This is a genomic window from Variovorax sp. V15 (genome assembly GCF_041154425.1).
GTDB classification, from domain to species: domain Bacteria; phylum Pseudomonadota; class Gammaproteobacteria; order Burkholderiales; family Burkholderiaceae_C; genus Variovorax; species Variovorax guangxiensis.
The window spans coordinates 6657081-6680433 of the sequence record NZ_AP028659.1 but is presented as its reverse complement, the minus strand read 5'-3'; the positions used below and the strand labels follow the sequence as shown (position 1 = coordinate 6680433).

At 68.7% G+C, this 23353-nt stretch carries 20 protein-coding genes; 3 read left to right on the top strand and 17 right to left on the bottom strand.

Annotation, left to right across the window (positions count from 1 at the left end; genetic code table 11):
- The first annotated feature begins 74 nt into the window (after window positions 1-74).
- Window positions 75-881, top strand: coding sequence for a PaaX family transcriptional regulator (locus ACAM57_RS31530; protein ID WP_369660162.1), 807 nt, complete (start codon window positions 75-77; stop codon window positions 879-881).
- Window positions 882-890: 9 nt separating this feature from the next.
- Here ACAM57_RS31530 and ACAM57_RS31525 read toward each other — a convergent pair whose 3' ends face one another.
- Genes ACAM57_RS31525 through ACAM57_RS31515 form a run of 3 tightly spaced genes read right to left on the bottom strand, consistent with a single transcriptional unit; the run spans window position 891 to window position 4088 of the window.
- Window positions 891-2150, bottom strand: coding sequence for an amidohydrolase family protein (locus tag ACAM57_RS31525; protein ID WP_369660161.1), 1260 nt, complete (start codon window positions 2148-2150; stop codon window positions 891-893).
- A 43-nt stretch (window positions 2151-2193) separates the two neighbouring features.
- A complete protein-coding gene (locus ACAM57_RS31520; RefSeq protein WP_369660160.1) occupies window positions 2194-2700 on the bottom strand; it encodes a GAF domain-containing protein in 507 nt (168 codons plus the stop codon).
- Between the two features lie 20 nt (window positions 2701-2720).
- Complete coding sequence (locus ACAM57_RS31515; RefSeq protein ID WP_369660159.1) at window positions 2721-4088, bottom strand: MFS transporter; 1368 nt, start codon at window positions 4086-4088, stop codon at window positions 2721-2723.
- A 126-nt stretch (window positions 4089-4214) separates the two neighbouring features.
- On the opposite strand from ACAM57_RS31515, the gene ACAM57_RS31510 reads away from it, so the two are divergent.
- A complete protein-coding gene (locus tag ACAM57_RS31510) occupies window positions 4215-5129 on the top strand; it encodes a LysR substrate-binding domain-containing protein (RefSeq protein ID WP_369660158.1) in 915 nt (304 codons plus the stop codon).
- A 21-nt stretch (window positions 5130-5150) separates the two neighbouring features.
- Here ACAM57_RS31510 and ACAM57_RS31505 read toward each other — a convergent pair whose 3' ends face one another.
- Genes ACAM57_RS31505 through ACAM57_RS31490 form a run of 4 tightly spaced genes read right to left on the bottom strand, consistent with a single transcriptional unit; the run spans window position 5151 to window position 10083 of the window.
- Window positions 5151-6962, bottom strand: a complete 1812-nt coding sequence (locus ACAM57_RS31505) for a feruloyl-CoA synthase (RefSeq protein WP_369660157.1) — start codon at window positions 6960-6962, stop codon at window positions 5151-5153.
- A gap of 1 nt (window position 6963) precedes the next feature.
- On the bottom strand, window positions 6964-7911 hold the full coding sequence (locus tag ACAM57_RS31500; RefSeq protein WP_369660156.1) for a 3-hydroxyacyl-CoA dehydrogenase NAD-binding domain-containing protein: 948 nt from the start codon (window positions 7909-7911) through the stop codon (window positions 6964-6966).
- On the bottom strand, window positions 7908-9122 hold the full coding sequence (locus ACAM57_RS31495) for an ABC transporter substrate-binding protein (RefSeq protein WP_369660155.1): 1215 nt from the start codon (window positions 9120-9122) through the stop codon (window positions 7908-7910). The genes ACAM57_RS31500 and ACAM57_RS31495 overlap by 4 nt, the downstream gene beginning before the upstream one ends.
- Before the next feature lie 40 nt (window positions 9123-9162).
- Complete coding sequence (locus tag ACAM57_RS31490; protein WP_126020649.1) at window positions 9163-10083, bottom strand: 3-keto-5-aminohexanoate cleavage protein; 921 nt, start codon at window positions 10081-10083, stop codon at window positions 9163-9165.
- Window positions 10084-10210: 127 nt separating this feature from the next.
- On the opposite strand from ACAM57_RS31490, the gene ACAM57_RS31485 reads away from it, so the two are divergent.
- On the top strand, window positions 10211-10921 hold the full coding sequence (locus tag ACAM57_RS31485) for a Crp/Fnr family transcriptional regulator (protein ID WP_184638991.1): 711 nt from the start codon (window positions 10211-10213) through the stop codon (window positions 10919-10921).
- A gap of 47 nt (window positions 10922-10968) precedes the next feature.
- Here the strand turns inward: ACAM57_RS31485 and ACAM57_RS31480 are convergent, their stop codons facing one another.
- The 10 genes from ACAM57_RS31480 to ACAM57_RS31435 all read right to left on the bottom strand — a co-directional run bounded on the left by ACAM57_RS31480 (window position 10969) and on the right by ACAM57_RS31435 (window position 23318).
- Window positions 10969-12771: an NAD(P)/FAD-dependent oxidoreductase gene (locus ACAM57_RS31480; RefSeq protein WP_369660154.1), complete on the bottom strand. Its 1803-nt coding sequence runs from the start codon at window positions 12769-12771 to the stop codon at window positions 10969-10971.
- Window positions 12772-12957: 186 nt separating this feature from the next.
- Window positions 12958-14922 (bottom strand): sigma-54-dependent Fis family transcriptional regulator, encoded by a 1965-nt coding sequence (locus tag ACAM57_RS31475; protein ID WP_369660153.1) that lies wholly within the window; start codon window positions 14920-14922, stop codon window positions 12958-12960.
- Between the two features lie 149 nt (window positions 14923-15071).
- The gene (locus tag ACAM57_RS31470; RefSeq protein ID WP_369660152.1) at window positions 15072-16964 is read right to left on the bottom strand and encodes a tannase/feruloyl esterase family alpha/beta hydrolase; all 1893 of its coding nucleotides are present in this window, start codon (window positions 16962-16964) and stop codon (window positions 15072-15074) included.
- Between the two features lie 106 nt (window positions 16965-17070).
- A complete protein-coding gene (locus ACAM57_RS31465; RefSeq protein WP_369660151.1) occupies window positions 17071-17949 on the bottom strand; it encodes a helix-turn-helix domain-containing protein in 879 nt (292 codons plus the stop codon).
- Window positions 17950-17957: 8 nt separating this feature from the next.
- A complete protein-coding gene (locus ACAM57_RS31460; protein ID WP_126020628.1) occupies window positions 17958-18659 on the bottom strand; it encodes an ABC transporter ATP-binding protein in 702 nt (233 codons plus the stop codon).
- A 1-nt stretch (window position 18660) separates the two neighbouring features.
- Window positions 18661-19413 carry an ABC transporter ATP-binding protein gene (locus ACAM57_RS31455; RefSeq protein ID WP_369660150.1) on the bottom strand — a complete coding sequence of 251 codons (753 nt, stop codon included), beginning with the start codon at window positions 19411-19413 and terminating at the stop codon, window positions 18661-18663.
- Window positions 19410-20369, bottom strand: coding sequence for a branched-chain amino acid ABC transporter permease (locus ACAM57_RS31450; protein WP_369660149.1), 960 nt, complete (start codon window positions 20367-20369; stop codon window positions 19410-19412). Before ACAM57_RS31450 ends, ACAM57_RS31455 begins: the two co-directional genes overlap by 4 nt.
- On the bottom strand, window positions 20366-21238 hold the full coding sequence (locus tag ACAM57_RS31445) for a branched-chain amino acid ABC transporter permease (RefSeq protein ID WP_126020622.1): 873 nt from the start codon (window positions 21236-21238) through the stop codon (window positions 20366-20368). Before ACAM57_RS31445 ends, ACAM57_RS31450 begins: the two co-directional genes overlap by 4 nt.
- 104 nt (window positions 21239-21342) lie before the next feature.
- A complete protein-coding gene (locus ACAM57_RS31440) occupies window positions 21343-22518 on the bottom strand; it encodes an ABC transporter substrate-binding protein (RefSeq protein ID WP_184638979.1) in 1176 nt (391 codons plus the stop codon).
- Entirely contained in the window at window positions 22515-23318 is an 804-nt protein-coding gene (locus tag ACAM57_RS31435; RefSeq protein WP_369660148.1) for an alpha/beta fold hydrolase, read from the bottom strand. Before ACAM57_RS31435 ends, ACAM57_RS31440 begins: the two co-directional genes overlap by 4 nt.
- Between the last annotated feature and the right edge of the window lie 35 nt (window positions 23319-23353).

The window sequence follows — 23353 nt, the reverse complement described above, 5'->3', positions numbered from 1 at the left end:
CGCATCCTTCCGGGCAAAATTACATGCTCGATCGCTCACGATGATCGTAGGAAATATTTCTCTCTCCTGCAAACATGGACAAAGTATGTAATGTGCCGGTCGCCGTCCCCAGCGCGCCCGACCTGATCCTCGACCTTCTGGTGGCCGACGGCGGCACGCTGAGCGCGCAGGCGCTGTGCCGTGCGGGCGCGCTCATGGGCATCGGCGAGTCGACCCTGCGCGTGGGCCTGACGCGGCTCGCGGCCGAGGGCAAGATCGCGCGCGGCGAGCGCGGCAGCTACATGCTCGACCGCAAGGGCGCGGCGCTGTCGCGCACCGTCGATGCCTGGCGCAACCGGCAGGCGCAGACCGTCGCATGGCGCGGCGACTGGCTGGCGGTGCACGACGCCGGCGTGCCGCGCGCCGACAAGACCGCGTGGCGCCATCACGCGCTCGCACTGTCGCTGCGCGGTTTCGCCGCGCTGCACCCGGGCCTGCACGTCCGGCCCGACAACCTCTCGGGCGGCCTCGCGGCCGAGCGCAAGCACCTGGCGGCACTGGGGCTGTCCTCCGACGCGCTGGTGTTCCGCATCGCCGACCTCGACGAGGCGGCGCAGGCGGCCGCGCGCAAGCTGTGGAATGTGCGCGCCATGGAGGCCGACTACCGCCGCCTGCAGGCGGGCGTGGAACGCAGCGAGAAGCGGCTCGCCACCCAGAAGCTCGAAACCGCGACGCGCGAGTCGCTGCTGCTGGGCCGTGCCGTGATCGCGCACATCATCCGCGACCCGCTGCTGCCGGCCGAACTCATGTCGACCGCGCCGCGCACCGCGCTGCTCGCCGCCACCCGGCGCTACCAGGACAAGGCGCTGGTGCTGTGGCGCAAGTGGCTGGCGCAGCCGTAGCGTTCTCGTTCAGTGCAGGGTGGCGAGTTCGTCGAACTGCACCACGCCTTCCTTCATGACGAGCGGAATGCGCTCGCCCTGGCCCAGCAGGCAGCCGATGTCGCGCAGCGGGTTGCCGTCCACCACCAGCAGGTCGGCCAGTGCGCCGGGCACCAGCCGGCCCAGGCGGTCGCTCATGCCCAGAATCTCGGCGCCCACCGTGGTCGCGCTGGCGATGGCCTCGGCCGGCGACAGCACCTCAGCGCGCAGGCGAAACTCGTCGCTCTGCAGCCGCTGCGATTCGCCCAGCAGGTCGGAGCCGTAGCCCATCTTCACGCCTGCCGCCTTGTAGATTTCCAGCGAGCGCAGGCCGGCCTCGCGCACGCTCGCCACCTTCGCCACGCTCTCGGCCGGCAGGCCCAGGCTCTCGCCCTCGGTGGCCAGCGCGTCGTAGGTGACGAGCGTGGGCACCACGTAGGCGCCCAGCTGCGCCATGAGCGTGGCGGTGGGCGCGTCGACGAGGTTGCCGTGCTCGATGGTGCGCACGCCGCAGCGCACGGCACGCGCGATGGCGGCTGCCGTGTAGGCGTGCGCCATCACGTAGGTGTCGCGCCCCTGTGCCTCGGCCACGATGGCGCGGATCTCGTCCTCGCTGTAGCCGAAGGCACCCACCGGGTCGGTGGGCGAGGCCACGCCGCCGGAGGCCATGATCTTGATCTGGTCCGCGCCCATCTGAAGCTCCTCGCGCACCGCCTTGCGCACCGCGTCCACGCCGTCGGCCACGCGCGCCAGCGCGCCTACGCGCACGCAGGTGGCGCACACGCCGTCGCCGTTGCCCATGTAGTCGGAGCGCGCGCGCATGTCGCCGTGGCCACCGGTCTGGCTCAATGCGCGGCCCGAGACGAAGAGGCGCGGGCCCTGCGCCAGCCCGGAATCCACCGCCTGCTTGAAGGCGAAGCCCGCGCCGCCCGCGTCGCGCACCGTGGTGAAGCCGCGTCGCAGCATGCCGCGCAAAATCGGCACGCTGCGCAGCGTCACCAGCACGTTGGGCATGTGCACCTGCCGCGCGAGGTTGAGCTCCACCGCGATCACGTGCACGTGCAGGTCGATGAGGCCCGGCATCACGGTCTTGCCCCTCACGTCGATGGCGCGGGCCGAGGGGCTGTGGATGGGCTTGTCGGAAACCTCGCGCACCACGCCGTCCTCCACGAGGATGTGGTGGTCTTCCAGCAGCTCGGCGCGCTGCGGATCGAGCAGATTGGCGTTCTGGAACAGTACGGCGTTCGTCATGATGAAGGGTCTCCTGTGAAGGCGTTCACGTTCATTCAGGCATTCAGTCGGCGGCGGCCATCAGGGCCGGCACCGCGAGCTGCGCGAACACGCGCGCGGTCTCGACGTGCTGCGCGCCGTACCAGTTCTCCTCGTGCAGCATGTTGAGCGTGCCTAGCGTCTCGCCGCGCCAGCGCAGCGGAATGTTCAGCACGCTGCGGCAGCCCAGCGACTCGATGAGCGCGTGGTCGAAGAACACGTCGCGTATGTCGTCGGCCGTGCGGCCGATGTAGGGCTGGCCTTGGTGCATCACCTGCTGCATCCAGGGCGAATCGGTGATCGGCTTGCGCCCGCCCACCGGGTAGGCATCGCGCATGTTGGTGTAGACGCGCTCAGACTCGCGCGCCGCGCGGTGGTGGACCAGGATGGTGAAGAGCCGGTGGCCCACGGTGGCGGCCAGCGCCTTGTCGATGGCGTCGAAGGTGGCCTGCGGCTGTTGCGTGTCGGCGTGCGCGCGCGCCACGGCCGAGAGCGATTCGTCGATGAGATGGTTGTTCGTGTTGGGTTGCATGGGTGTCTGGTCGATGTCTCTCAGGAAAGCTCCGCCGCCGCGATGTCTTCCAGCGAACGGCCGCGCGTGGGAATGCCCATGAAGGTGACGGCCGCCGCGCCCAGCAGCAGCACGGCGGTCGTCATGCCGAACACGCCCGCGAAGCCCAGCGACGGATAGATGAAGCCCACCAGGATCGGCGCCGTGATGCCGCCGATGCGCCCGATGGCCGAGGCCAGGCCGGAGCCTGTGGCGCGCACCTGCGTCGGGAACACTTCGGGCGTGTAGGCATAGACGCCCGCATAGGTGCCGTTCATGAAGAAGGAAAGCAGCACGCCCGCCGCCATGATCTGCGTGTCGCTGTGCGTGAAGGCCAGGCCCAGCGCCGCGATGCCGCCCAGCAGCATGTAGCCCACGATGGTGGCCTGCCGGCCGATCTTCTCGTTGAGCCATGCAGCGGAAAAGTAGCCCGGGATCTGCGCGAGGTACATCACCAGCGAATAGCCGAAGCTCTTGGTGATAGTCATGCCGTTCTGTATCAGCAGGCTCGGAATCCACGTGAAGAAGGAGTAGTAGCTGAAGGTGATCGACAGCCACATCAGCCACGTCATGACGCTGATGCGCATCAGCTTGCGCGAGACCAGCGTGGCGTAGTTCTTCAGCAGGCCGCCGCGGCTGTTGCTGGGCGGCGGCGCGGCCACGTCTTCCTCGTTGAGCGCGGGCAGCGCGAGGCCTCGGCGAACGGTGTCGGATTCCATCGCATCCACGATCGCGCCGGCTTCGGCCTGCCGCCCCTGGCTTTCGAGCCAGCGCGGCGACTCGGGCAGCGCGCGGCGCCACCACAGGAGCAGCAGCACCGGCATCGCGGTGATGAAGATCACGATGCGCCAACCTTGTGCATGCGCCGGCACGATGAAGTAGCCCAGCAGCGCGGCGGCCACGAAGCCGAAGGAGAAGAAGCCCGCGAGCGCGCCGGTGAAGGTGCCGCGATAGCGGCGCGCGACGAACTCCGAGAGGTAGGGCGCGATGATCGCGCTCTCGGCGCCGGCGCCGAAGCCGGCCACGATGCGCAGGCCGAGGAACAGCGTCCAGTTGTCGACCATGCCGCTGAAGAGCGAGGCCACGCAGTAGATGGCAAGGGCCGACATCATCACCCTGCGCCGCCCGAACAGGTCGCCGCAGGTGCCGGCCGCGAGCGCGCCGAAGAAGAAGCCGATGAAGTTCGCGCTGGCCAGCACGCCGATCTGCACGCTGCTGAGCCCCCATTCGGTGCGCAGCACCGGCAGCACGAAGGCGATCACGGCCGCGTCCATCGCATCGAAGGTGTAGCCCAGCCCTCCCATGAAGAGCAGGCGCCGATGGAAACCGGAGAACGGCAGGCGCTCGATGCGGGCCGACAGCATGGTCATGTGAATCCCTCGACTTCGGTGGTGCGGAGAAGCGGCAGATCGTAGGATCGCGGGGATATCACGACAAATTTATATGCGTGATTGTGTTTATTGACTTCGTGAATGAAAGAACGAAGAGGACGCGCGATGAACTACCGCAATGCCGACCTCAACCTGCTGAAGGTGTTCGAGGCCCTCATGACCGAGGGCAACGTCACGCGCGCGGCCAGCAAGCTGTCGCTGACGCAGCCCGCGGTGAGCAATGCGCTGCGCCGGCTGCGCGACACCTTCGACGATCCGCTCTTCGTGCGCAGCGGCGCGGGCGTCAACCCGACGCGGCGCGCCATCGACCTGTGGGAGCCGCTGTCGCAGTCGCTGCATGCGATCCGCGCGACGATGGACGTCGAGCAGTTCGACGCGCTGCGCAGCACGGCGAGCGTGAGCATCGCGATGTCCGACTACGTGTCGTCCATCGTGGTGCCGCGGCTGGCGCAACGGCTCGGCAAGGTCGCGCCGTCGATGCAGGTCCATGCCATTCCCAACACGCTGGTCGACTTCGGCCCGGTGCTGGCAGACAACAAGGCCGACTTCGCGATCAGCGTCTACAACGAGGAAGTGCGGCGGCCGGCGTTCCTCAAGTCACGGGCGCTGTGGTCGCCGGACTTCGTCTGCATCATGCGTGCCGGCCATCCGCTTGCGCGGGCCGGGAGAATTCCGCTGAAGAAATTCCTTGCCGCACGCCACGTGGACGTGAGCCTGGTCGGCAAGACCACGCCGACCTACGACCTGTTCCTGCGCAGCCGCGGATTGCAGCGCAACCTGGTCGCGACGGTCAACCACTACGGCGCGGCATACGAGGTGGTGCGCCGCTCCGACCTGATCGCGGTGCTGCCCTGGTCCGAGAAGTTCGAGCCCCCGCGCCTGACGGGCCTGCGCAAGATGCCCGTGCCGCTGGAGGCGCCGCCGCGCATCATCGAACTCTTCTGGCACCAGCGCCACGAGACCTCGGGGCTGCACCGGTGGCTCAAGAACACGCTGCTGGAGCTGTTCGAGCAGGCCTGAGCGCCCGAGGGGAAGGAAGCGTCAGCCTTCCAGTCGCACCACCTGCGCATCGCCTGGCGTGCGCGCATGCAGCCGCTGCACCTCGGCGGCGCGGCGCGTCAGCACCGCGCGCTGGTTGATGTAGCCCTTGTCGGTGATCTCGCCCGCGTCGAGGCTCGGCGGCTCGGCGAGCACCAGCGCGCAGGCGGGGCACTGCGAGGAGCCCGCGCCCTCGTCGCGCAGCGCGCGCAGCACACCGGCGATGCGTTCGCCCATGGCCTGCGGCGCGAGCGCGGCGCCCTGGGGGCTCGCGAACACCAGCATGCCGATCTCGTCGCGGTCGTGGCCGGTGAGCACGATGTCCTGCACGTGAGGCGCGAGCATCGACACCAGCTTCACGCGCAGCGTGCCCACCGACACCCAGGTGCCGGTGGAAAGCTTGAAGTCCTCCGCCACGCGGCCGTTGAAGATCACGCCCTGCGCGGGCTGCGTCGGGTCGGCCAGGAAGCCGGCGTCGCCGATGCGGTAGTAGCCCTCTTCGTCGAAGGCCTGCGCGGTTTCGCGCGGGGCATCGCGATAGCCGGGGAACACCGAGACGCCCTTGACGCGCATCTCCAGCTTCTCGCCGTTGGGCACGAACTTCAGCTCCAGCCCCGGCAGCGGCGCGCCGATGCAGCCGGCGCCATCGAGCTTCCAGTGCGCGGAGGTGATGGCGGGCGATGTCTCCGTCGCGCCCCAGGAGGTGGTGAGCCACAGCGGCCGCGTGGGCCGTACGCGCACGGCCACCGCCTCGAGCCGCTTCCAGGTGGAGGGGGCGAGCGCCGCCGCCGCGTAGAAGGCCAGGCGCAGGCGCGAGAGCACGTCGGCGGCCAGCGCCTCGTCGGTCTCCAGGAAAGGCAGCAGCATGTCGAAGCCGCGCGGCACGTTGAACAGCAGCGTGGGCTTCACCTCGCGCAGGTTGCGCACCGTCTTCTCGATCAGCCCCGGCGCGGGCCGGCCCTCGTCGATGTAGAGCGCGCCGCCGTGGCACAGCACCATGTGCAGGTTGTGATTCGCGCCGAAGGTGTGGCTCCAGGGCAGCCAGTCGACCAGCACCGGCCTCTCTTGTGCGAGGAAGCGCCAGGTCTGCGCGATCATCTGCTGGTTGGCGCACAGCATGCGGTGCGTGTTGATGACCACCTTGGGCCTGCCGGTGGAGCCGGAGGTCAGCAGGTACTTGGCGTGCGTGTTGGGCAGCACGCTCGCGAAGGCTTCCATGACGGCGGGCGTTTCCTTCGCCGCGAGCAGGCTGTCGAAGGCGACGGCGCCCGGGTGCGCGTCGGCATTGCGGCTGAACACCGCGACGGCCTCCACGCCGCTGCCCGCGAGCGAGCCGCCGTACACCTTCGCGTCGGAGGCGTAGATCAGCGCGGGCTTCAGCGCCTGCAGCATGCCGTGCAGCCGCGAGGTGTCCTTCGCCATGCGCGAGTAGGCGCTGGAGAGCGAGCATGCGGCGCGCCCGATGTGCATGGCCGCGAGCATCAACACCGCGTGGTCGATGGCGTTGTCCGAAAGAATCACCACCGGCTGGCCCGCCGGCAGCTTCATGTCGAGCAACGCCTGCGCCACCGAGCCCACGGCCTGGCGCAGCGCGCGGTAGTCCAGCTTGCGCCAGCCTTCGCCGCTCTCGTCGCGCTCCGCGAAGGCCAGCGCGTCGGGCGTCTCGCGCGCCCAGCGCTCCAGCCATTCGCCGATGCAGCGCGCATAGGGCTTCAGCGCCATCGGCGAACGCAGCGCGAAGGAGCCGTCGTCGAAGTCGATGCGCACCGTGCGGGGCGGGGCGATCAGGTTTTCATCGAGGAGGAAGTCGGTCATTTCAGTCGAGTCTGCCGGTGTCGGACTTGGCGCGAATCAGGTTTAACAGCAGGGTGTCGCGGGCGGATTCGAGGTCGCTGGTGCGGCGATCGCCCAGTTCCTCATCGACGCCATCCTTCACCTTCCGCTTGAGCTCCGCCGTCATCGACGGCACTCCGAGGTCCTTCCACCAGTCCTCGATCGGCCCGCCCAGGTGCGCGAGCACATGCTCGATGCCGCCCGCACCACCCGAGAGATGCAGATTCATGAACGGCCCCATCACCGCCCAGCGCAGGCCGGGCCCGTGCGCGATGGCCGCGTCGATGTCGGCCACGCTCGCCACGCCCTGGTCGACGAGGTGGAAGGCTTCGCGCCACAGTGCGGCCTGCAGCCGGTTCGCGATGTGGCCTTTCACCTCGCGCTTCACGTGGATCGGCCGCTTGCCGATGGCTGCGTAGAACGCCATCGTGCGTTCGATGACATCGGCCGAGGTCTGCTCGCCGCCGATCACTTCCACCAGCGGAATCAGGTGCGGCGGGTTGAACGGATGCCCCAGCACCACGCGCTGCGGATGCGCGCAGCCCGACTGCACGCCGCTGATCGCAAGGCCCGACGAGCTCGACGCGAGGATGGTTTCCGGCGGCGCGGCCGCGTCCATGCGGCGGAACAGGTCGATCTTGAAGTCCATGCGCTCGGGGCCGTTCTCCTGCACGAAGTCGGCCACCGAGACGGCGTCTTCCAGGCTGTCGTGGAAGCGCAGGCGGTCGATGCTCGCGCTGGGCGCGAGACCGAAGCGCTCCAGCGTGGGCCAGTGCCGTGCCACGGCTTCGCGCAGCCTTTCCTCCGCGCCGGGCGACGGGTCGGTCGCGTTCACGTCGAGGCCGTGCGCGAGGAAATGCGCGGCCCAGCTCGCGCCGATCACGCCGGTGCCTACCACCGCCACGCGTCGGATTTCCGGGGATGTGCTCATGTCGATTTCCACCGCGCGCAGCGGCTCTCCGCCTTCGTGGTCCATGCGGCCTCGCCGCGGATCGGCTCGACCACCTTGTAGTAGTCCCAGGGTTCCTTCGATTCGGCCGGCGTCTTCACCTGCATCAGGTGCATGTCGTGCACCATCAGCCCGTCGTCGCGCAGCCAGCCGCCCTTGACGAACATGTCATTGAACTTCGTCTTGCGCAACTGCGCCATCACCTTGTCGGCGTCGTCGGTACCGGCCGCCTTCACCGCCTGCAGGTACTGCAGCGCGGCCGAGTAGTCGCCGGCATGGAAGGAGGAGGGCATGCGCTTGTGCCTGTCGAAGAAGCGGCGCGCCCATTCGCGCGACTCGGGGCTCTGGTTCCAGTACCAGCTGTCGGTGAGGTACATGCCCTGCGATGCCTTCAGGCCCAGCGCGTGCACGTCGTTGATGGTGATGATCATGCCGGCCAGCTTCATGTTCTTGCCGACGCCGAACTCCGCCGCCGACTTGATGGCGTTGACCGTGTCGCCGCCCGCGTTGGCCAGTGCCAGCACCTGCGCCTTGGAGCCCTGCGCCTGCAGCATGAACGACGAGAAGTCGCTCGCGCCCAGCGGATGCTTGACCGAGCCCGCCACCGTGCCGCCCGCGGCCTGCACCGTCTTGGTTGCGTCGGCCTGCAGCGCTGCGCCGAAGGCGTAGTCGGCCGTCACGAAGTACCAGCTCTTGCCGCCGGCCTTGACCACCGCGCTCGCGGTGCCGCGCGCCATGGCCACCGTGTCGTAGGCGTAGTGCACCGTATAGGGCGAGCAGTATTCGTTGGTGAGGCCCGAGGCGCCCGAGCCCACCACGAAGTACGGTTTCTTCTTGTCGGCCGCCACGCCCGCCATGGCGATGGCCGCGCCCGAGTTGACGCCGGCGACCAGCATGTCGACCTTCTGCACGTCGAACCATTCGCGCGCCTTGGCGGCGGCGATGTCGGGCTTGTTCTGGTGGTCGGCCGTGACCAGCTCGATCTTCTTGCCGCCAATGGCGCCGCCCATGTCGGCGATCGCCATGCGGATGGCCTCGGCACCGGCCGGGCCGTCGTAGTCGCGGTAGATGCCCGACATGTCGCTGATGAAGCCGATGCGGATCGTGTCGTCGGACACCTGCGCCGAGGCGCCCGTTGCTGCGAATGCCGCACCGAGCGCGACGGCCAGGGCGGTGCGGGAAAGCTTGCTCATGTATTCGTCTCCGTTCGTCTTTTCCTGCTGCGTGCCGCTGTCAGCCCAATGCGAACTCGGGCCTCGGCGTGCCCACCCGCGGCAGGCCCATCATCTGCCGCGCCTCGGCGGGCGTCGCCACTTCCATGTCGAGTTCGCGGATCACGCGCACGATGCGCTCGGTGAGCTGCACGTTGGTGGCCAGCTCGCCCTGGCGGAAGTAGAGGTTGTCTTCCAGGCCCACGCGCGCATGGCCGCCCAGCAGCAGCGCCGCGACGTTGGCCTCCAGTTGCGAGGGGCCGATGCCGCTCACGCAGAAGATGCTGCCCTTGGGCAGGGTGTCGACCATCATCTGCAGGAAGCGCGGCGAATACGGCATCGCGTTCTGGAAGTTGCGGTGCACGTTCATCACCAGGTTGATGAAGTAGGGTTCGTCGTCGTGGCCCTCGCCGATCAGCGTGGTCGTGTCCTGCAGGATGTGCGTGGGGCTGAACACTTCCCACTCGGGCTTGATGCCGCGCGCCTTCATGCCGGCGGCCAGCTCGCGGCCGCGGGTGATGGGCGTGTCCATCAGGATCTGCTTGCCCTCGAAGCTCAGGTTGAGCGTGGTGGCGTCGAGCGTGCACATCTCGGCGCCGGCGTCCATGCCCTTGATGCGCTCTTCCCACGCGATCTCCCAGCGGTCGCCGGCCAGCGGTTTCACCATGTCGCCATGCACGCCGCCGCCGGTGGAGTTGTTGATGACGATGTCGCAGCCGCCCGCGCGGATGCGGCTGTTGATGTCGCGGTACACGTCGGCGTCGCAGGTGGCGCCGTCGTCCGGGCGGCGCGCGTGGATCGCGACCACGCTCGCGCCGGCGTTCCAGCAGCGCAGCACGTCGGCCGCGATCTCGGCGGGTTGGGTGGGGAGGTGGGGGTTCTGCGACTTGTGCGCCATGCCGCCGGTGGGGGCGATGGTCACGATCACTTTGCGCTTCGACATGGTCGGGGCTCCTGGTGTCTTTCAAGGGGGCCGCGCTATTATTTTTGGGTGCGCAGGCACACTCAGTCATCGCGACGACATTTGGGCTCAGGGTTTACGCACCCGGGCCTTCAGGAGCTTTCATTCCATGCCCACGACGAAGCCGGCCCCCAGAGCGGCATCGCTGACGATCCCGCAACTGCTGCAAGGTTCGGCCTGGTTCCCCCTGCTCGACGTGAGCGCTGGCGAGCGCGTGCTCGACGAGATGCGCGAGGTGGAGGTGGCGGCGGGCGCCGCGCTGTGCCGGCGCGGCGACACGCCGATGCACTGGTACGGCACCCTCGAGGGGCTGCTCAAGTGGTCGATCACCTCCAGCGATGGCCGCTCCGTGACCTTCGGCGGGCTCTCGGTGGGCAGCTGGTTCGGCGAAGGCACGCTGTTGCGCGCGCTCCCGCGCTCGGCCGACATCATCGCCCTGCGGCCGAGCAGGGTGGCGGCGCTGCCGCTGGAAACCTTCGAGTGGCTGCACCGCACGCAGCGCGGCTTCGATCACTTCCTTCTGCAGCAGATCAACGAGCGGCTGCACTGGTTCATGGGCAACTACGCAGCGCATCGCCTGCTCGATGCCGACAGCCAGGTGGCGCGCGCGCTGGCGGGGCTATTCCATCCCTGGCTTCACCCGGGCAGCGAGCCGCATCTTCAGACCTCGCAGGAAGAGATCGCGAACCTTTCGGGCGTGTCACGCCAGCGGTGCAATGCGGCGTTGAACCGGCTGAAGGAAGCCGGCTTCCTGCGCATCGAGTACGGCGGCATCACCGTGATCGACCTGGAAGGGCTGCGGCGGTTCATCAGCGAGTGAGCGGACTCGCTCCCTCTCCCGCTTGCGGGAGAGGGGACAACACCAAGTCAGCGCACGTGGTGCGACGCGGCCCGCTCGTACACGGGCGTGTCGATCCCTTCCATGCGCGCCTTCAACTGCAGCGCCAGGAACTGCGAGTAGTGCCGCGACTGGTGCAGGTTGCCGCCGTGGAACCACAGGTTGTCCACCTGCGTGGGCTTCCACATGTTGCGCAGCTCGCCTTCCCACGGCCCCGGGTCCTTCGGCGTGTCGGAGCCCAGGCCCCAGCACTTGCCGACCTTGTCGGCGATCTCGGGCGAGATCAGGTCGGCCAGCCAGCCGTTCATCGAGCCGTAGCCGGTGGCGTACACCAGCAGGTCGGCCGGCAGCTCGGTGCCATCGGTCAGCGTGACCGAGCGCTCGTTCACCCGCTCGATGTTCACGCCGCTCTTCAGGTGGATGCTGCCGTTGGCCACCAGCTCCGAGGCGCCCACGTCGATGTAGTAGCCTGAGCCGCGGCGCAGGTACTTCATGAAGAGCCCTGATCCGTCGGCGCCGAAGTCGAGCATGAAGCCTGCCTTTTCGAGCCGCGCGTACAGGTCGGCGTCGCGCTTCTTCATCTCCTCGTACACCGGGATGTGGAAGGTGTGCATGATTCTGTAGGGCACCGACGCGAAGATCAGGTCGGCCTTGTGGTGGTCGATGCCGCTTTTCACCGCCTGCTCCGAATAGAGCCCGCCCAGCGCAAGCTCCATCAGCGACTGCGAGGGCGCGATGTGCGTCGACGAGCGCTGGATCATCGTCACGTCGGCGCCGTGTTCCCACAGGGCGGCGCAGATGTCGTGCGCCGAGTTGTTGGAGCCCAGCACCACGCACTTCTTGCCGGCATAGGCCTCGGGCCCGGGGTGCTGGCTGGAGTGGTGCTGGTCGCCCTTGAAGTTTTCCGCGCCAGCCACCTTCGGCACGTTCGGGTAGCCCGACACGCCCAGCGCGAAAACCAGTTGCCTCGGTCGCAGCACCACCGGCTTGCCCTCGCGCTCGACCGTCACCTCCCAGCGCTGCGCGGCTTCGTCGAAGCGTGCCTTCTTCGCGGTGGTGGAGCTCCAGTAGTTGAGCTCCATGATCTTCGTGTACATCTCCAGCCAGTCGCCGATCTTGTCCTTGGGCGCGAACACCGGCCAGTCGTCGGGGAAGGGCATGTAGGGCAGGTGGTCGTACCAGACCGGGTCGTGCAGGCACAGCGACTTGTAGCGCTTGCGCCAGGAGTCGCCGGCCTTCGCGTTGCGCTCCACGATGATGGTCGGCACGCCCAGCCGCCGCAGCCGCGCGCCGAGCGCGATGCCGCCCTGGCCGCCGCCGATGATCACCACCTCGGGCTGCTCGGTGTAGCCCAGCGACGCTTCTTCGTCGCGGCGCTTCTCCAGCCAGTTCTTGCGGCCCTTGTGCACGCCGTGCTCCGCGCCCTTGATGCGGTTGTCGCCCGTCTTCTCCTCGAAGCCCTTCAGCTCCGTCATGGTGGTGAGCAGCGTCCAGGCCTTGCCGTTGCGCAGCCGCAGGTGGCCGCGTCCGCGCGCCACGCGCGTCTCGAAGGTGAACCACGCATCGACCACGCCATCGGCCTCGGTCGCCTCGCCCTCCACCGCGAAGGCCGTGGGCTGCACGTCGGCCAGCCGCGCCTGCAGCATCGCGCGGATCGCCCCGGGGCCCTCCTGCGTGCGGATGTTCCAGGTGAAGGCGACGAGGTCGCGCCAGAAGCTGTCGGCCTCGAACAGCGAGACGGCCGCGTCGATGTCGTTGCGCACGAGCGCGGCGGCGAAGTTGGCGAGCCATTGGGCCGCGGCCCGGGTGGGGGCGGTGGTGGGGTCTGTCATTGGGTGTCTCCGTAGCGTCGTTGATGGATGCGCGGCGCCTTTGGGGGCGGCGCGGCATCCGTTGCGCAGTTTTCGTGCCGCGCGCGGGGCGACAATGGATCAATGACTTGCGCGCGGTTTTGTATCAACGGAAGCCTTTGTCGCACGCCGCATGCGACGAAGGCTGCGACACTGTCGCAGCGTGTTTCAATCGTCCACCAACGGCCGGCTGCGCGGCGGCGCGATGCCGTGGCGCTTCATGTACCGGTACACCGTGGCACGGCTCAGGCCAAGTTCGTCGGCCGCGCGTGCCACGTGCCATCGGTGGCGCCTGAGCAGTTCGACCAGCTCGGTGGCGGCGATGCCATCTGGGTCGTCGGCCGAAGAAGCGGCGACACAGGCCACGTTGGCCGGGGTGACGTGGCCCGATCGTGCGGGCAGCTGTAGCTGGAGGTCTTCCACGCCGACCCGGCCGTCGCTGCACAGCGCCAACGCCAGCCTCAAAACATTGCGCAGCTCCCGCAGATTCCCCGGCCAGTCATGCGCCAGCAGTTTCTGCATCGCCTCTTCCGACAGCCGCGCCGGTGAAGACATCGCCGCGGCTTCCTCGTTGAACATGCCCTCGATCAGGTAGCGCATGTCGCCGCGTTCGCGCAGCGGCGGCAGCTTCAGCACCGCGCCGCACAGCCGGTAGTAGAGGTCCTCGCGAAAGCGACCCGAGGCCACGAGCCCGGGCAGGTGGCGGTGCGTGGCCGCCACCACCGCGATGTCCACGCGCTGCGGCGACTCTGCGCCCAGCGGCAGCACCTCGCCCTCGGAGAGCACGCGCAGCAGCCGCGTCTGCAGCGCCATCGGCATGTCGCCGATCTCGTCGAGGAACAGCGTGCCCCGGTCGGCCTGCGCGATCAGGCCCTTCATGCCCTTGGCGCGGCCGCCGGTGAAGCTGCCGGGCGTGTAGCCGAACAGCTCGCTCTCGATCAGCGAATCGGGAATGGCCGCGCAGTTCACCGCCACGAAGGGCATCGCCGCGCGGCCGCTGGCGCCGTGCAGTGCGCGGGCAAGCACTTCCTTTCCGCTGCCGGTCTCGCCCTCGACCAGCACGTGGATGCCGCGGTCCACCAGCCGGCGCGCCTGCGCAAGCAGCTTCTGCATCTGCGGATCGTCGCCCGCGATGCGTTCCAGCGGCGGCAGGCGGTCGTTCGGGCGTGCGGCGGGCGCCGCAGGGGTTGCGACCGAAGGCCTGCGCACGCGCGGCGCCAGCAGCGACGCGTGGTACTCGCCGCCACCGGGCAGCAGCACCGTGTGGGCAAAGGGCATGGCCGACGCGCCGCCGTTGCCGATGCGCCAGATCGCATCCATCGGCATGTGCAGCCATTCGGAGATCGCGCCGCCCAGCGCACGCCCCGCAAAGGCCTGCCGCGCGCCGCCGTTCGCGCCCACCACCGTGCCGCCTTCGTCGAAGGCCAGCATCACCTCGCCCGCCACGTCGACCAGCCCGAAGGCGCTGCCCAGCCGCAGGATCCAGTGGCCCCGGAAGCTGCGCAGGAAGTCGGCGTCCTCGATCATCCGCGCGTAGATGGCCACCAGGTGCCGCACGAGATGCTGGCTCTCCCTGGCTTCTGGCGAGCGCAGGGCAGACACGTCGAGGATGGCCGTGAGCTTGCCGCTGTGGTCGAACAGCGGCGCGGTGGTGCAGGTCAGCGCGATGTGCGTGGCGTCGAAGTGCTCGGTCTGGTGGCAGGTCATCGGCTGGCGCTCGATCAGGCAGGTGCCCACGCCGCAGGTGCCCGCGTGCGCCTCGTTCCAGTCGGCGCCGAGGTAGAGGCCGGCCTTGCGCAGCTGGTCGTCCCACGCGGGGTTGCCGATGTAGTCGACCGTGATGCCTTCCGCGTCGGTCAGCAGCACCATGTAGCCGAGGTCGGCCACGCGGCGGTAGATGTCTTCCATGCCCGAGCGCGCGGCGCGCAGGAAATGCTCCAGCTGTTGCTGGTGCGCGCGCACTTCCTGCGCCGGCAGGATGCGCGCGGGGCTCGGCCTCGACGGATCGAGCCCGTGGTCGCGCACGCAGCGCGCCCACGACTTGTGGACCAGGCTCGCCGCCGGATCGGCCAGCGCCGCGCCGGTGGTGATGGAGTAGACGTTGTCGATGTGACGCGATTGCAGGGACGTCATGCGCAGCCTCGCGGATGGGTGGGCACGGCCACGCCGGGCCGTGCAGCCGACCATCATTCGGCTGTCGCGCTGTCGCAGCACAGAGGTGAAACCCGGTGAAGTCCGAAGACCGCCTTCGTGCTTTGCAACAGAGTGTGCCGCCGGTTCGCTCAGCGGCAGGCGAAGCTCTCGGCCTTGCTCACGTCGCCGCCGAGGTAGGCGATCTTCTTCGGGTAGGTGCACAGCGGCCGCGCGAGCGACCTGTCGGCGTTCTGCATCACCATGCTGTCGGGCGCGATGCCTTTCTCGACCCAGTCGGTCAGCGCCGTGAACAGCTGGTTCTGCGCCGGCAGCGGCGGGTTGGCCGTGGGGCTGGTGCCGGCGAGGCCGTTGACAGAGCCCACGCCCGCGCAGTGGCCCATCGCCGGGATCTCCACGTAGCGGTCGAACTTCTGCAGTGCATCGATGCCGCCCATCGCCTTTGCCGCGCGCTCGTAGTAGTTGGCGGTACCCGAGCTCGGAATCAGCTGGTCGGCCAACCCGTGGTACGTCAGCAGCTTGGCGCCGCGGTCGCGGAAGCGCGCGAGGTCGGGGTTGTCGGCGTTGATGTTCGCGAAGGCCGTCTGCAGCGCCTTGCCGCGGTCGCTCGCGTTGGCGAGCTGGGCGTAAGACAGGCCCTTCCACTTGTCCGCGCCGTTGCCCGTGGCGTTGATGAAGTCCGGCGTTGCGATCGTCGGGTCCTGCAGGTTCAGCGCCACCTGGTGCGCGGCGATGTGAAAGGGCACGGGCACGCCGGCCACCGAGTCGGCCAGCGAGAAGCCCGGCGCGCCGGGGCTGTTGAGCGCGGTGCCGCGCGTGAGGCCGTACCAGAGCTGGTTCGATGCCAGCGTGGCGCCGTAGCCGATGTCGCTGGCGGGCGCGGGCGCGCTGCCGTCGCGTGTCTGGCCGTACCAGATCTTGTTGACGGCCTGCGCCTGCGCGGTGCTCAGGCATGCGGCGGTGGCGTTGGTGCCGCCGCTGGCGGTGCAAAGCACGGTCTTGTCCTGAGCGGGGTCGTACTTGCAGGCGGCGGGGTCGCTGATGAAGCCGTCGTGCTGGCCCGTGAGCGCGCTGTCGCAGGCGCTCACCGCCGACGAGGACACCAGCGAAAGCTGGTCGGCCGTGAGCGGCGTGCCGCCAAGGTCGCGCTGCATCACCACCTGCGGATACAGCTCGGCGGTGATGAAGCTGGTCCAGTTGATCGCGCTGTTGCCGGCCAGGATGCCGTCGAAGTCGTCGGGGTTCACCTGCGCCTGCATGTGGCCCTGGCGGCCGCCGGTGGAGCAGCCATCCCAGTAGGCGTACTTCGCGTCGCGCTGGTAGAAGCCGGCGGCGAGTGCCTTGGCCTTGACGGCCATCTGGTGAATGCCGCGGCTCGCGAAGTCGGTCCACAGCGTGGTGTTGACGGTGCCGTCGGGGTTCATCGCGAAAGAGCCGTCCACCGAAGGCAGCGGGGCCTTCGATGCATGCCCGGCGTCGGTCACGGCGCTCACCGAGCCTTCGCCCGCCGCGATGGCGGCTGCATTCGCCCCACCGATCTGCGTCTTCGCGCTGATGCCCGCGTCGCCGACGAAGCCGCCGCCGCCGAGCACGCGGATGCGGCTGTTCCACGAGGCCTGCGAAGGCAGCCACACCTCGATGCCGATGCCCGGCGAGGTCGATGGCGCATCGGCCGGGCCCGCATGGCCGGGTCCCACGTTGAGCTTGACCATGCACACGTCGCTGGCCGCCACCGTGCCCGAGGCCTTGCCGTCGAGGTTCAGGTCGTCGCCTTTCCTGAACTGTTTCACCACCGTCACGGTGGTGTCGGCGTCGGGCTTGAACGCGGTCTTCAGGCTTTCATCGCAGGCCAGGGCCAGCGGCGCGCCGGCGGGTGGAGCCGTGGCTGGCGCGGGAACGAGAGGCAGCACGGCAGGGCCTGAGGAGCTGCTGCCGCCGCAGGCCGTGAGCACGGCTGCCGCGGCGAGGCTCAGGCAGAGGACGGCGGAAATGGGGATCGGCGGGGTGGGCAATGGCTTGGGCATCTTCTCGTCTCCTGTTGTGTAGAGACATGAATTTGCCCGCGCCCCCCGCCGCGGTATATCGACATGCGATCACCGCTTGCAGGATTCCTTCACCCTCCACCGGGACTTACCCGCGCCGCGCGCGCGCCGGCGTGGTGCCGACCAGCTGGCGGAACACCTGCGTGAAATGCGCCTGGCTCGAAAAGCCCACGGCCTGCGCGATCTCCGCGAGCGACTGGTTGCCGCGCAGCAGCGACAGCGCGTGGCGCACGCGCTGCTCCATCACGTAGCGGTACGGCGTCGCGCCGGTGCTGGCGCGGAAGAGCCGCGTGAAATGCACCGCGCTCAGGTGCAGCTCGGCCGCGAGTTCGTCGATGCCGAAGTCCTCGGACAGATGCTGCATGACCCAGTCGTACACCCTGCGCAGGTCGTTCTGCGAGAGCCGTCCGCGCGGGCGCCGGGTGTTGCCCGTGGCTCCGTAGCGGTTGCGCAGGTAGCTCGCGAGCGCCATCGACAGGCCCTGCGCATGCAGGCGGCCCGAGCTGCAGCCGCGCTCCACCTCGTCGCGCATGGCGATGACCAGGGCCGACAGCGTCGCGTCGGTGGTCGACAGTTGCGTCTGCAGGTGCAGCTCGCCGTCGCCCTCGGGCATGAGGCTGCGCAGTGCCTCGGGGCGGATCTCCAGCACGATGGTCTCGGCGAGCTCGCCGGTCCAGGTTGCGCGCTCGACCTCGTAGCCCTGCTCGAAGATGAAGATCCCGCCGGCGTTCGACTCGAAGGGATGCTGGCGCCGCCCCCGCGTCATCGCGCCTTTCACATGGCCGCGCACGCACAGGCCGATCAGCGGATGCGGGTTGTAGCAGGCGGGGTTCTCGCCATCGCCGGACATTGCGCGCACCTCCAGCGCGAAGCCCTGCCACGCGGTGGCCTGCGCGTTCATCAGCATCCTGCCGTCGAAGGGCAGGGGCTTGCCCGATGTGTCGAGGAGGCTGATCTCGCGCGTCATCGCGTGGCCTACACGCCCAGCAGTTCCTCCAGCGCGTGCGGCTCGGCCAGCAGGTCGGCCGAGGCACCGTGCCGCACGATCTGTCCCTTCTCCATCACTACCGCGAGGTCGGTGTGCGCGAGCACCTTGCGGTAGTCGCGGTCGACGATCAGCGTGGCGATGCCGGTGGCGCGAATCTCGCCGATCACGCGCCAGATCTCGGCCACGATCAGCGGCGCGAGGCCTTCGGTGGCCTCGTCGAGGATCAAGAGGCGCGGGTTGGTCATGAGCGCGCGGCCGATGGAGAGCATCTGCTGCTCGCCGCCCGACAGCTGCTGGCCGCCGTTCGACAGGCGCTCCGCCAGGCGCGGGAAGGTGGCCATCACACGGTCGAAGGTCCATTCGCGCCGGCCGTCGATGCCCGCGCGCTCGCTCATCACGAGGTTCTCGCGCACCGACAGGTTCGGGAAGATGCCGCGCCCCTCGGGCACGTAGCCGATGCCCAGGCGCGCCATCTTCTCGGGCGGCAAGCCGGTGACGGTGCGGCCGTCGACCTGCACTTCGCCCGACGCGGGGCGCACGTAGCCCATCATGGTGCGGATCAGCGTGGTCTTGCCCATGCCGTTGCGCCCGAGCAGGCCGACCGAGGTGGCCGCGGGAATGCCGGCATGCACGCCGCGCAGGATGTGGCTGTTGCCGTAGTAGGTATTGAGGTCGCGCACGAGCAGCATGTCAGTGGTCTCCGAGATAGGCCGTGCGCACTTCCGGGTTCTCGCGGATTTCCTGAGGCGTGCCCGTGGCGATGACCGCCCCGTTCACCATCACGGTGATGCGGTCGGCGATGCGGAACACGGCGTCCATGTCGTGTTCCACCAGCAGGATCGCGTGCGTGGCCTTCAGCCGCGCGAGCAGCGTGAGCATGCGGTCGGTTTCCTCGGCGCCCATGCCGGCGAGGGGTTCGTCGAGCAGCAGCACGCGCGGGTTGGTGGCCAGGCACATCGCCACTTCGAGCTGGCGCTGCGCACCGTGGCTCATGGTGCCGGCAATGCGCTGCGCCTCGTGCGCGAGGCCGGCGGCCTCCAGCGCCGCGTCGGCCGAAGCGCTGCTGGTGGCGCAGCCGCGCGACGACTCCCAGAAGGCCCAGGGCTTCGGCGTGGCGGCCTGCGCGGCGAGCCGGCAGTTCTCGTGCACGCTGAACTCCGGGAAGATGGTGGTGCGCTGGTAGCTGCGGCCCACGCCGTCGCGCGCGCGCTTCCATTGCGCGCGGCCGGTGATGTCCGTGCCGTCGAGCGTGATGCGGCCTTCGCTGGCCTCGATCTCGCCCGAGAGCATGTTGATGAGCGTGGACTTGCCGGCGCCGTTGGTGCCGATCACGGCATGCACCTCGCCCACGTGCAGGTCGAGCGTGACGCCGTTGACGGCCGTGAGGCCGCCGAAGCGGCGCGTGAGCTTCTCGACGGAGAGCAGTGCGGTGGTCGTCGTCATGCGGCCCCCTTCGGCGAGAGACGCTGCACCAGGCCGATCAGGCCCTTGGGCAGCAGCGCCACGAACACGATGATCGTGAGCCCCAGCGTCAGCTGCCAGTGGTCGGCCAGCGGGCCCATCACCGCGTGCGTGGAGAAGATTTCCTTCAGCAGCGTGAACGCCACGGCACCGATCACCGCGCCGCGCAGGTGACCGAGACCGCCGAGGATCACCATCAGCAGCACCTCGCCCGAGTTGTGCCAGGCCATCAGCTCGGGGTTGACCACGCCGTCGCGCGAGGCGAGCAGGAAGCCCGCGAGCCCGGCCAGCGCGCCCGCCAGCACGAAGGCCGCGAGCTTGTAGCCGTACACAGCGAAGCCGGCGGCGCGCATGCGCTGCTCGTTCACGCGGATGCCCGCCAGCGCCGCGCCGAAGCGCGATCGCCGGATGAGCGCCAGCAGGGCGTAGGTGAACACCAGCGAGGCCAGCACCACGTAGAACAGCACCGTGCGGTTCTCCATGTCGAGCGCGCCGATGGCGGGCCGCACGTACATGTAGATGCCGTCGCTGCCGCCGCCCACCTTGGTGTCGTGAAACACGAAGAAGGCCATCTGCGCGAAGGCGAGCGTCACCATGATGAAGTACACGCCGCGCGTGCGCAGGCTCAGCGCGCCGACGAAGAGCGCGTAGAGCGCCGCCACGCCCATGGACAGCGGCAGCAGCAGCGCGAAGTTGCCGCCCTCGTTGCCCGAGGCCAGCACCGTCACGTACGCGCCGATGCCGTAGAACGCCGCGTGGCCCAGGCTCACGAGGCCGGTCATGCCCACCAGCAACTCCAGGCTCAGCGCGAAGATCGACAGGATCATCACCTTCACGATGAAGTCCGATGCGTAGTTGCCCATGAACGGGCCGGCGATGCCGACGGCGACCGCGCAAGCCACGGGCAGCAGGAAGGCGCTTTTCTTCATGGCTGTCATGGCCGCCTCCCCATCAGCCCCTCGGGCTTCCAGATGAGCACGATGGCCATCAGCAGATAGATGCCGATGCCGCTCAAGTCGGCGAAGAACACCTTGCCGAAGGTGTCGACGAAGCCCACCAGCAGCGAGGCCACCAGCGCGCCGGTGATGGAGCCGATGCCGCCGATCACCACCAGCACGAAGCAGATGATGAGCACGCTCGCTCCCATGTTCGGATACACCGAGGACATCGGCGCGGCGATCATGCCGGCCAGCGCGGCGAGCGCCACGCCCGCGGCGAACACGATGCGGTAGAGCCGCTTCACGTCGATGCCCAGGCCGCGCACCATGTCGCGGTTGCTCGCGCCGGCGCGGATCATCATGCCCAGGCGCGTGCGGTTCACCACCCAGTACAGGCCCACGGCCAGGACGATGCAGGCGGCCGACGCGAAGAGCCGGTACCACGGGTAGCTCATGACGCTGCCCAGCGCGAAGCTGCCGTCGAGCCACGCGGGCACCTTCACGCCATGCACGTCGTTGCCCACGAGGATGGAGCGCAGCTCCTCGAACACCAGGATCAGGCCGTAGGTCATGAGCACCTGCTGCAGGTGGTCACGCTGGTAGAGGTAGCTGAAGAAGGCCCATTCGAGCAGGTAGCCGAACACGGCCGCCAGCACCACGCCGGCCACCAGCATCAGCAGAAACTGGTCGCCGAACAGCGGCGCGAGCGAGAACGCCATGTAGGCGCCGATCATGTAGAAGCTCCCGTGGGCGAGGTTGATGACGCCCATGATCCCGAAGATCAGCGTCAGCCCCGAGGCCACGAGGAAGAGAAGCAGTCCGTACTGAACCGAGTTCAGACACTGGACCAGGAAAGTGCCGAAATCCACAGCGCGAGATCCCAGTTGGTTGTGGTTGCCGCAAGGCGACTCGCGGCCCGATCAAGGGCCGCGAGGGGAAAGACAGACTCAGAAAAAAAGGGGCTCGGGCTTGCTTACATCCGGCAGCCGCGGGCTGGGTCCGCCAGGCCCTTGATGGCCGTGCTCACCAGCTTGTTCTCCTTGCCCTCCACCTTGCGCAGGTAGATGTCCTGCACCGGGTTGTGCGACTTGCTCACGGTGAACGCGCCGCGCGGGCTGTCGATCTTGGCCTTCTCGACGGCGGCCGCGAACTCGGCCTTCTTCGAGATGTCGCCCTTGGTGGCGTTCAGGCCCACGCCCAGCATCTGGGCGGCGTCGTAGCCCTGCACGGCGTACACGTCGGGCTGCAGCTTGAACGACTTGGCATACGCCACGCGGAAGGCGTTGTCGCGAGCGGTGTTCAGGCCGTCGGCGTAGTGCAGCGTGGTCAGCATGCCCTGGGCCGAGTCGCCCTGCGCGTCGAGCGTGCCGTCGGTCAGGAAGCCGGGGCCGTACAGCGGGATGGTCTTGTTCAGGCCGGCGGCCTGGTAGTCCTTGACGAACTTCACCGCGCCGCCGCCCGCGAAGAAGGCGTACACCGCATCGGGCTTGGCGGCCGCGATCTCGGTCAGCAGCGCCTGGAACTCCACGTTGGGGAAGGGCAGGGTGAGCTGCTTGTCGACCTTGCCGCCGTTCTTCTCGAAGCCTTCCTTGAAGCCGTTGACCGACTCGTCGCCCGCGGCGTACTTCCAGGTGATGGTCATCGCCTTCTTCTTGCCCTGCTGCTTGGCCGCCACCTCGCCCATGGCGTAGGCCGGCTGCCAGTTGCTGAACGAGCTGCGGAAGATGTTGGGCGCGCACATCGGGCCCGTCACTGCGTCGGCGCCGGCATTGGGCACGATCAGCACGGTGCCGCTTTCCTTGGCGGCCTTGGCCATGGCCATGGCCACGCCGGAGTGCACGGTGCCGACGATCACGTCGACGTTGTCGCGCTTGATGAGCTTGTTGACGTTGTCGGTGGCCTTGGCCGGGTCGGACTCGTCGTCGACCTTGAAGTATTCGATCTCGCGGCCGGCGAGCTTGCCGCCCTGCTCGTCGACGTACAGCTTGAAGCCGTTCTCGATGGCCACGCCCAGGGCGGTGTAGGTGCCGCTGTAGGGCAGCATCAGGCCGACCTTGAGCTTGCCCGTGCCCTGGGCGCCGGCGGCCGCCGCCAGCGAGGCGAGGGCGATGGCCGTGAAGGCGAGGCGGGCGGTGCTGCGAATGGTCATGGTGTCTCTCTCCGATTTCTGGTGATGAAGGAAGTGGCCGCGACGATGACACGATCCGGCTGATCGCGATGCGGGGAATGCCCGCATTGAGGGATTTCCAGCAGCTCGCATCCATCCACGCGCGCGGCGATGCCGCGGATCTGCGCGAGGGTGCCGTACTCGTCGTCGATGCCCTGCACGGCGAGCACGGGGCAGCGGATGGTGTCGAGTTCGCTCTCGATGTTCCAGTCGCGGAATGGCGGGTGCAGCCAGATGCGGTTCCAGCCCCAGAAGGCGGAGTCGGCGCTGTCGTGGTAGCGGCCCAGCTTCTGCGGCAGGTCGGTGCCGAGATAGGCGGTGCGCGCGTTCTCGATGTTCGCCACCGTCACGTCCTCCACGAAGATGTGCGGCGCCAGCACCACGAGGCCGGCCACCTTGTCGGGAAAGCGCGAGGCATGCAGCAGCGAGATCGAGCCGCCGTCGCTGTGGCCGAAGAGCCAGGGTTTCTGGTCGGCGAGGCCGAGCGCGGCGAAGAGGGCGGGCAGCACCTCGTGCGCCTGGCGGTGCATGAAGTCGACGTCCCAGATCTCGTCGTCCGCGCGCGGCGTGGAGCGGCCGTAGCCGGGGCGCGAGAACACGAGGCCGCGCACGCCGGCGGCTTCGCACAGCCGCGCGGGAAAGTCCTTCCACATCGCGACCGAGCCCAGGCCCTCGTGCAGGAACACGACGAGCGGCGCAGCGGTGCGCTCGGGCGCGATCCACTGGCATTCGATGCGCACCTCGCGGTTGCGCCAGGTGATGGTGGCGAAGTCGGTGCTCATGGTTGCTGCGCCTTCCCCTTTTGGGGAAAGGTCGG

What these genes read in the sequence shown, in the direction of transcription:
- ACAM57_RS31530 (WP_369660162.1), top strand. Translation starts at nt 75, where the DNA reads ATGGACAAAGTATGTAATGTGCCGGTCGCCGTCCCCAGCGCGCCCGAC.
- ACAM57_RS31525 (WP_369660161.1), bottom strand. Translation starts at nt 2,150, where the DNA reads ATGACGAACGCCGTACTGTTCCAGAACGCCAATCTGCTCGATCCGCAG.
- ACAM57_RS31520 (WP_369660160.1), bottom strand. Translation starts at nt 2,700, where the DNA reads ATGCAACCCAACACGAACAACCATCTCATCGACGAATCGCTCTCGGCC.
- ACAM57_RS31515 (WP_369660159.1), bottom strand. Translation starts at nt 4,088, where the DNA reads ATGACCATGCTGTCGGCCCGCATCGAGCGCCTGCCGTTCTCCGGTTTC.
- ACAM57_RS31510 (WP_369660158.1), top strand. Translation starts at nt 4,215, where the DNA reads ATGAACTACCGCAATGCCGACCTCAACCTGCTGAAGGTGTTCGAGGCC.
- ACAM57_RS31505 (WP_369660157.1), bottom strand. Translation starts at nt 6,962, where the DNA reads ATGACCGACTTCCTCCTCGATGAAAACCTGATCGCCCCGCCCCGCACG.
- ACAM57_RS31500 (WP_369660156.1), bottom strand. Translation starts at nt 7,911, where the DNA reads ATGAGCACATCCCCGGAAATCCGACGCGTGGCGGTGGTAGGCACCGGC.
- ACAM57_RS31495 (WP_369660155.1), bottom strand. Translation starts at nt 9,122, where the DNA reads ATGAGCAAGCTTTCCCGCACCGCCCTGGCCGTCGCGCTCGGTGCGGCA.
- ACAM57_RS31490 (WP_126020649.1), bottom strand. Translation starts at nt 10,083, where the DNA reads ATGTCGAAGCGCAAAGTGATCGTGACCATCGCCCCCACCGGCGGCATG.
- ACAM57_RS31485 (WP_184638991.1), top strand. Translation starts at nt 10,211, where the DNA reads ATGCCCACGACGAAGCCGGCCCCCAGAGCGGCATCGCTGACGATCCCG.
- ACAM57_RS31480 (WP_369660154.1), bottom strand. Translation starts at nt 12,771, where the DNA reads ATGACAGACCCCACCACCGCCCCCACCCGGGCCGCGGCCCAATGGCTC.
- ACAM57_RS31475 (WP_369660153.1), bottom strand. Translation starts at nt 14,922, where the DNA reads ATGACGTCCCTGCAATCGCGTCACATCGACAACGTCTACTCCATCACC.
- ACAM57_RS31470 (WP_369660152.1), bottom strand. Translation starts at nt 16,964, where the DNA reads ATGCCCAAGCCATTGCCCACCCCGCCGATCCCCATTTCCGCCGTCCTC.
- ACAM57_RS31465 (WP_369660151.1), bottom strand. Translation starts at nt 17,949, where the DNA reads ATGACGCGCGAGATCAGCCTCCTCGACACATCGGGCAAGCCCCTGCCC.
- ACAM57_RS31460 (WP_126020628.1), bottom strand. Translation starts at nt 18,659, where the DNA reads ATGCTGCTCGTGCGCGACCTCAATACCTACTACGGCAACAGCCACATC.
- ACAM57_RS31455 (WP_369660150.1), bottom strand. Translation starts at nt 19,413, where the DNA reads ATGACGACGACCACCGCACTGCTCTCCGTCGAGAAGCTCACGCGCCGC.
- ACAM57_RS31450 (WP_369660149.1), bottom strand. Translation starts at nt 20,369, where the DNA reads ATGACAGCCATGAAGAAAAGCGCCTTCCTGCTGCCCGTGGCTTGCGCG.
- ACAM57_RS31440 (WP_184638979.1), bottom strand. Translation starts at nt 22,518, where the DNA reads ATGACCATTCGCAGCACCGCCCGCCTCGCCTTCACGGCCATCGCCCTC.
- ACAM57_RS31435 (WP_369660148.1), bottom strand. Translation starts at nt 23,318, where the DNA reads ATGAGCACCGACTTCGCCACCATCACCTGGCGCAACCGCGAGGTGCGC.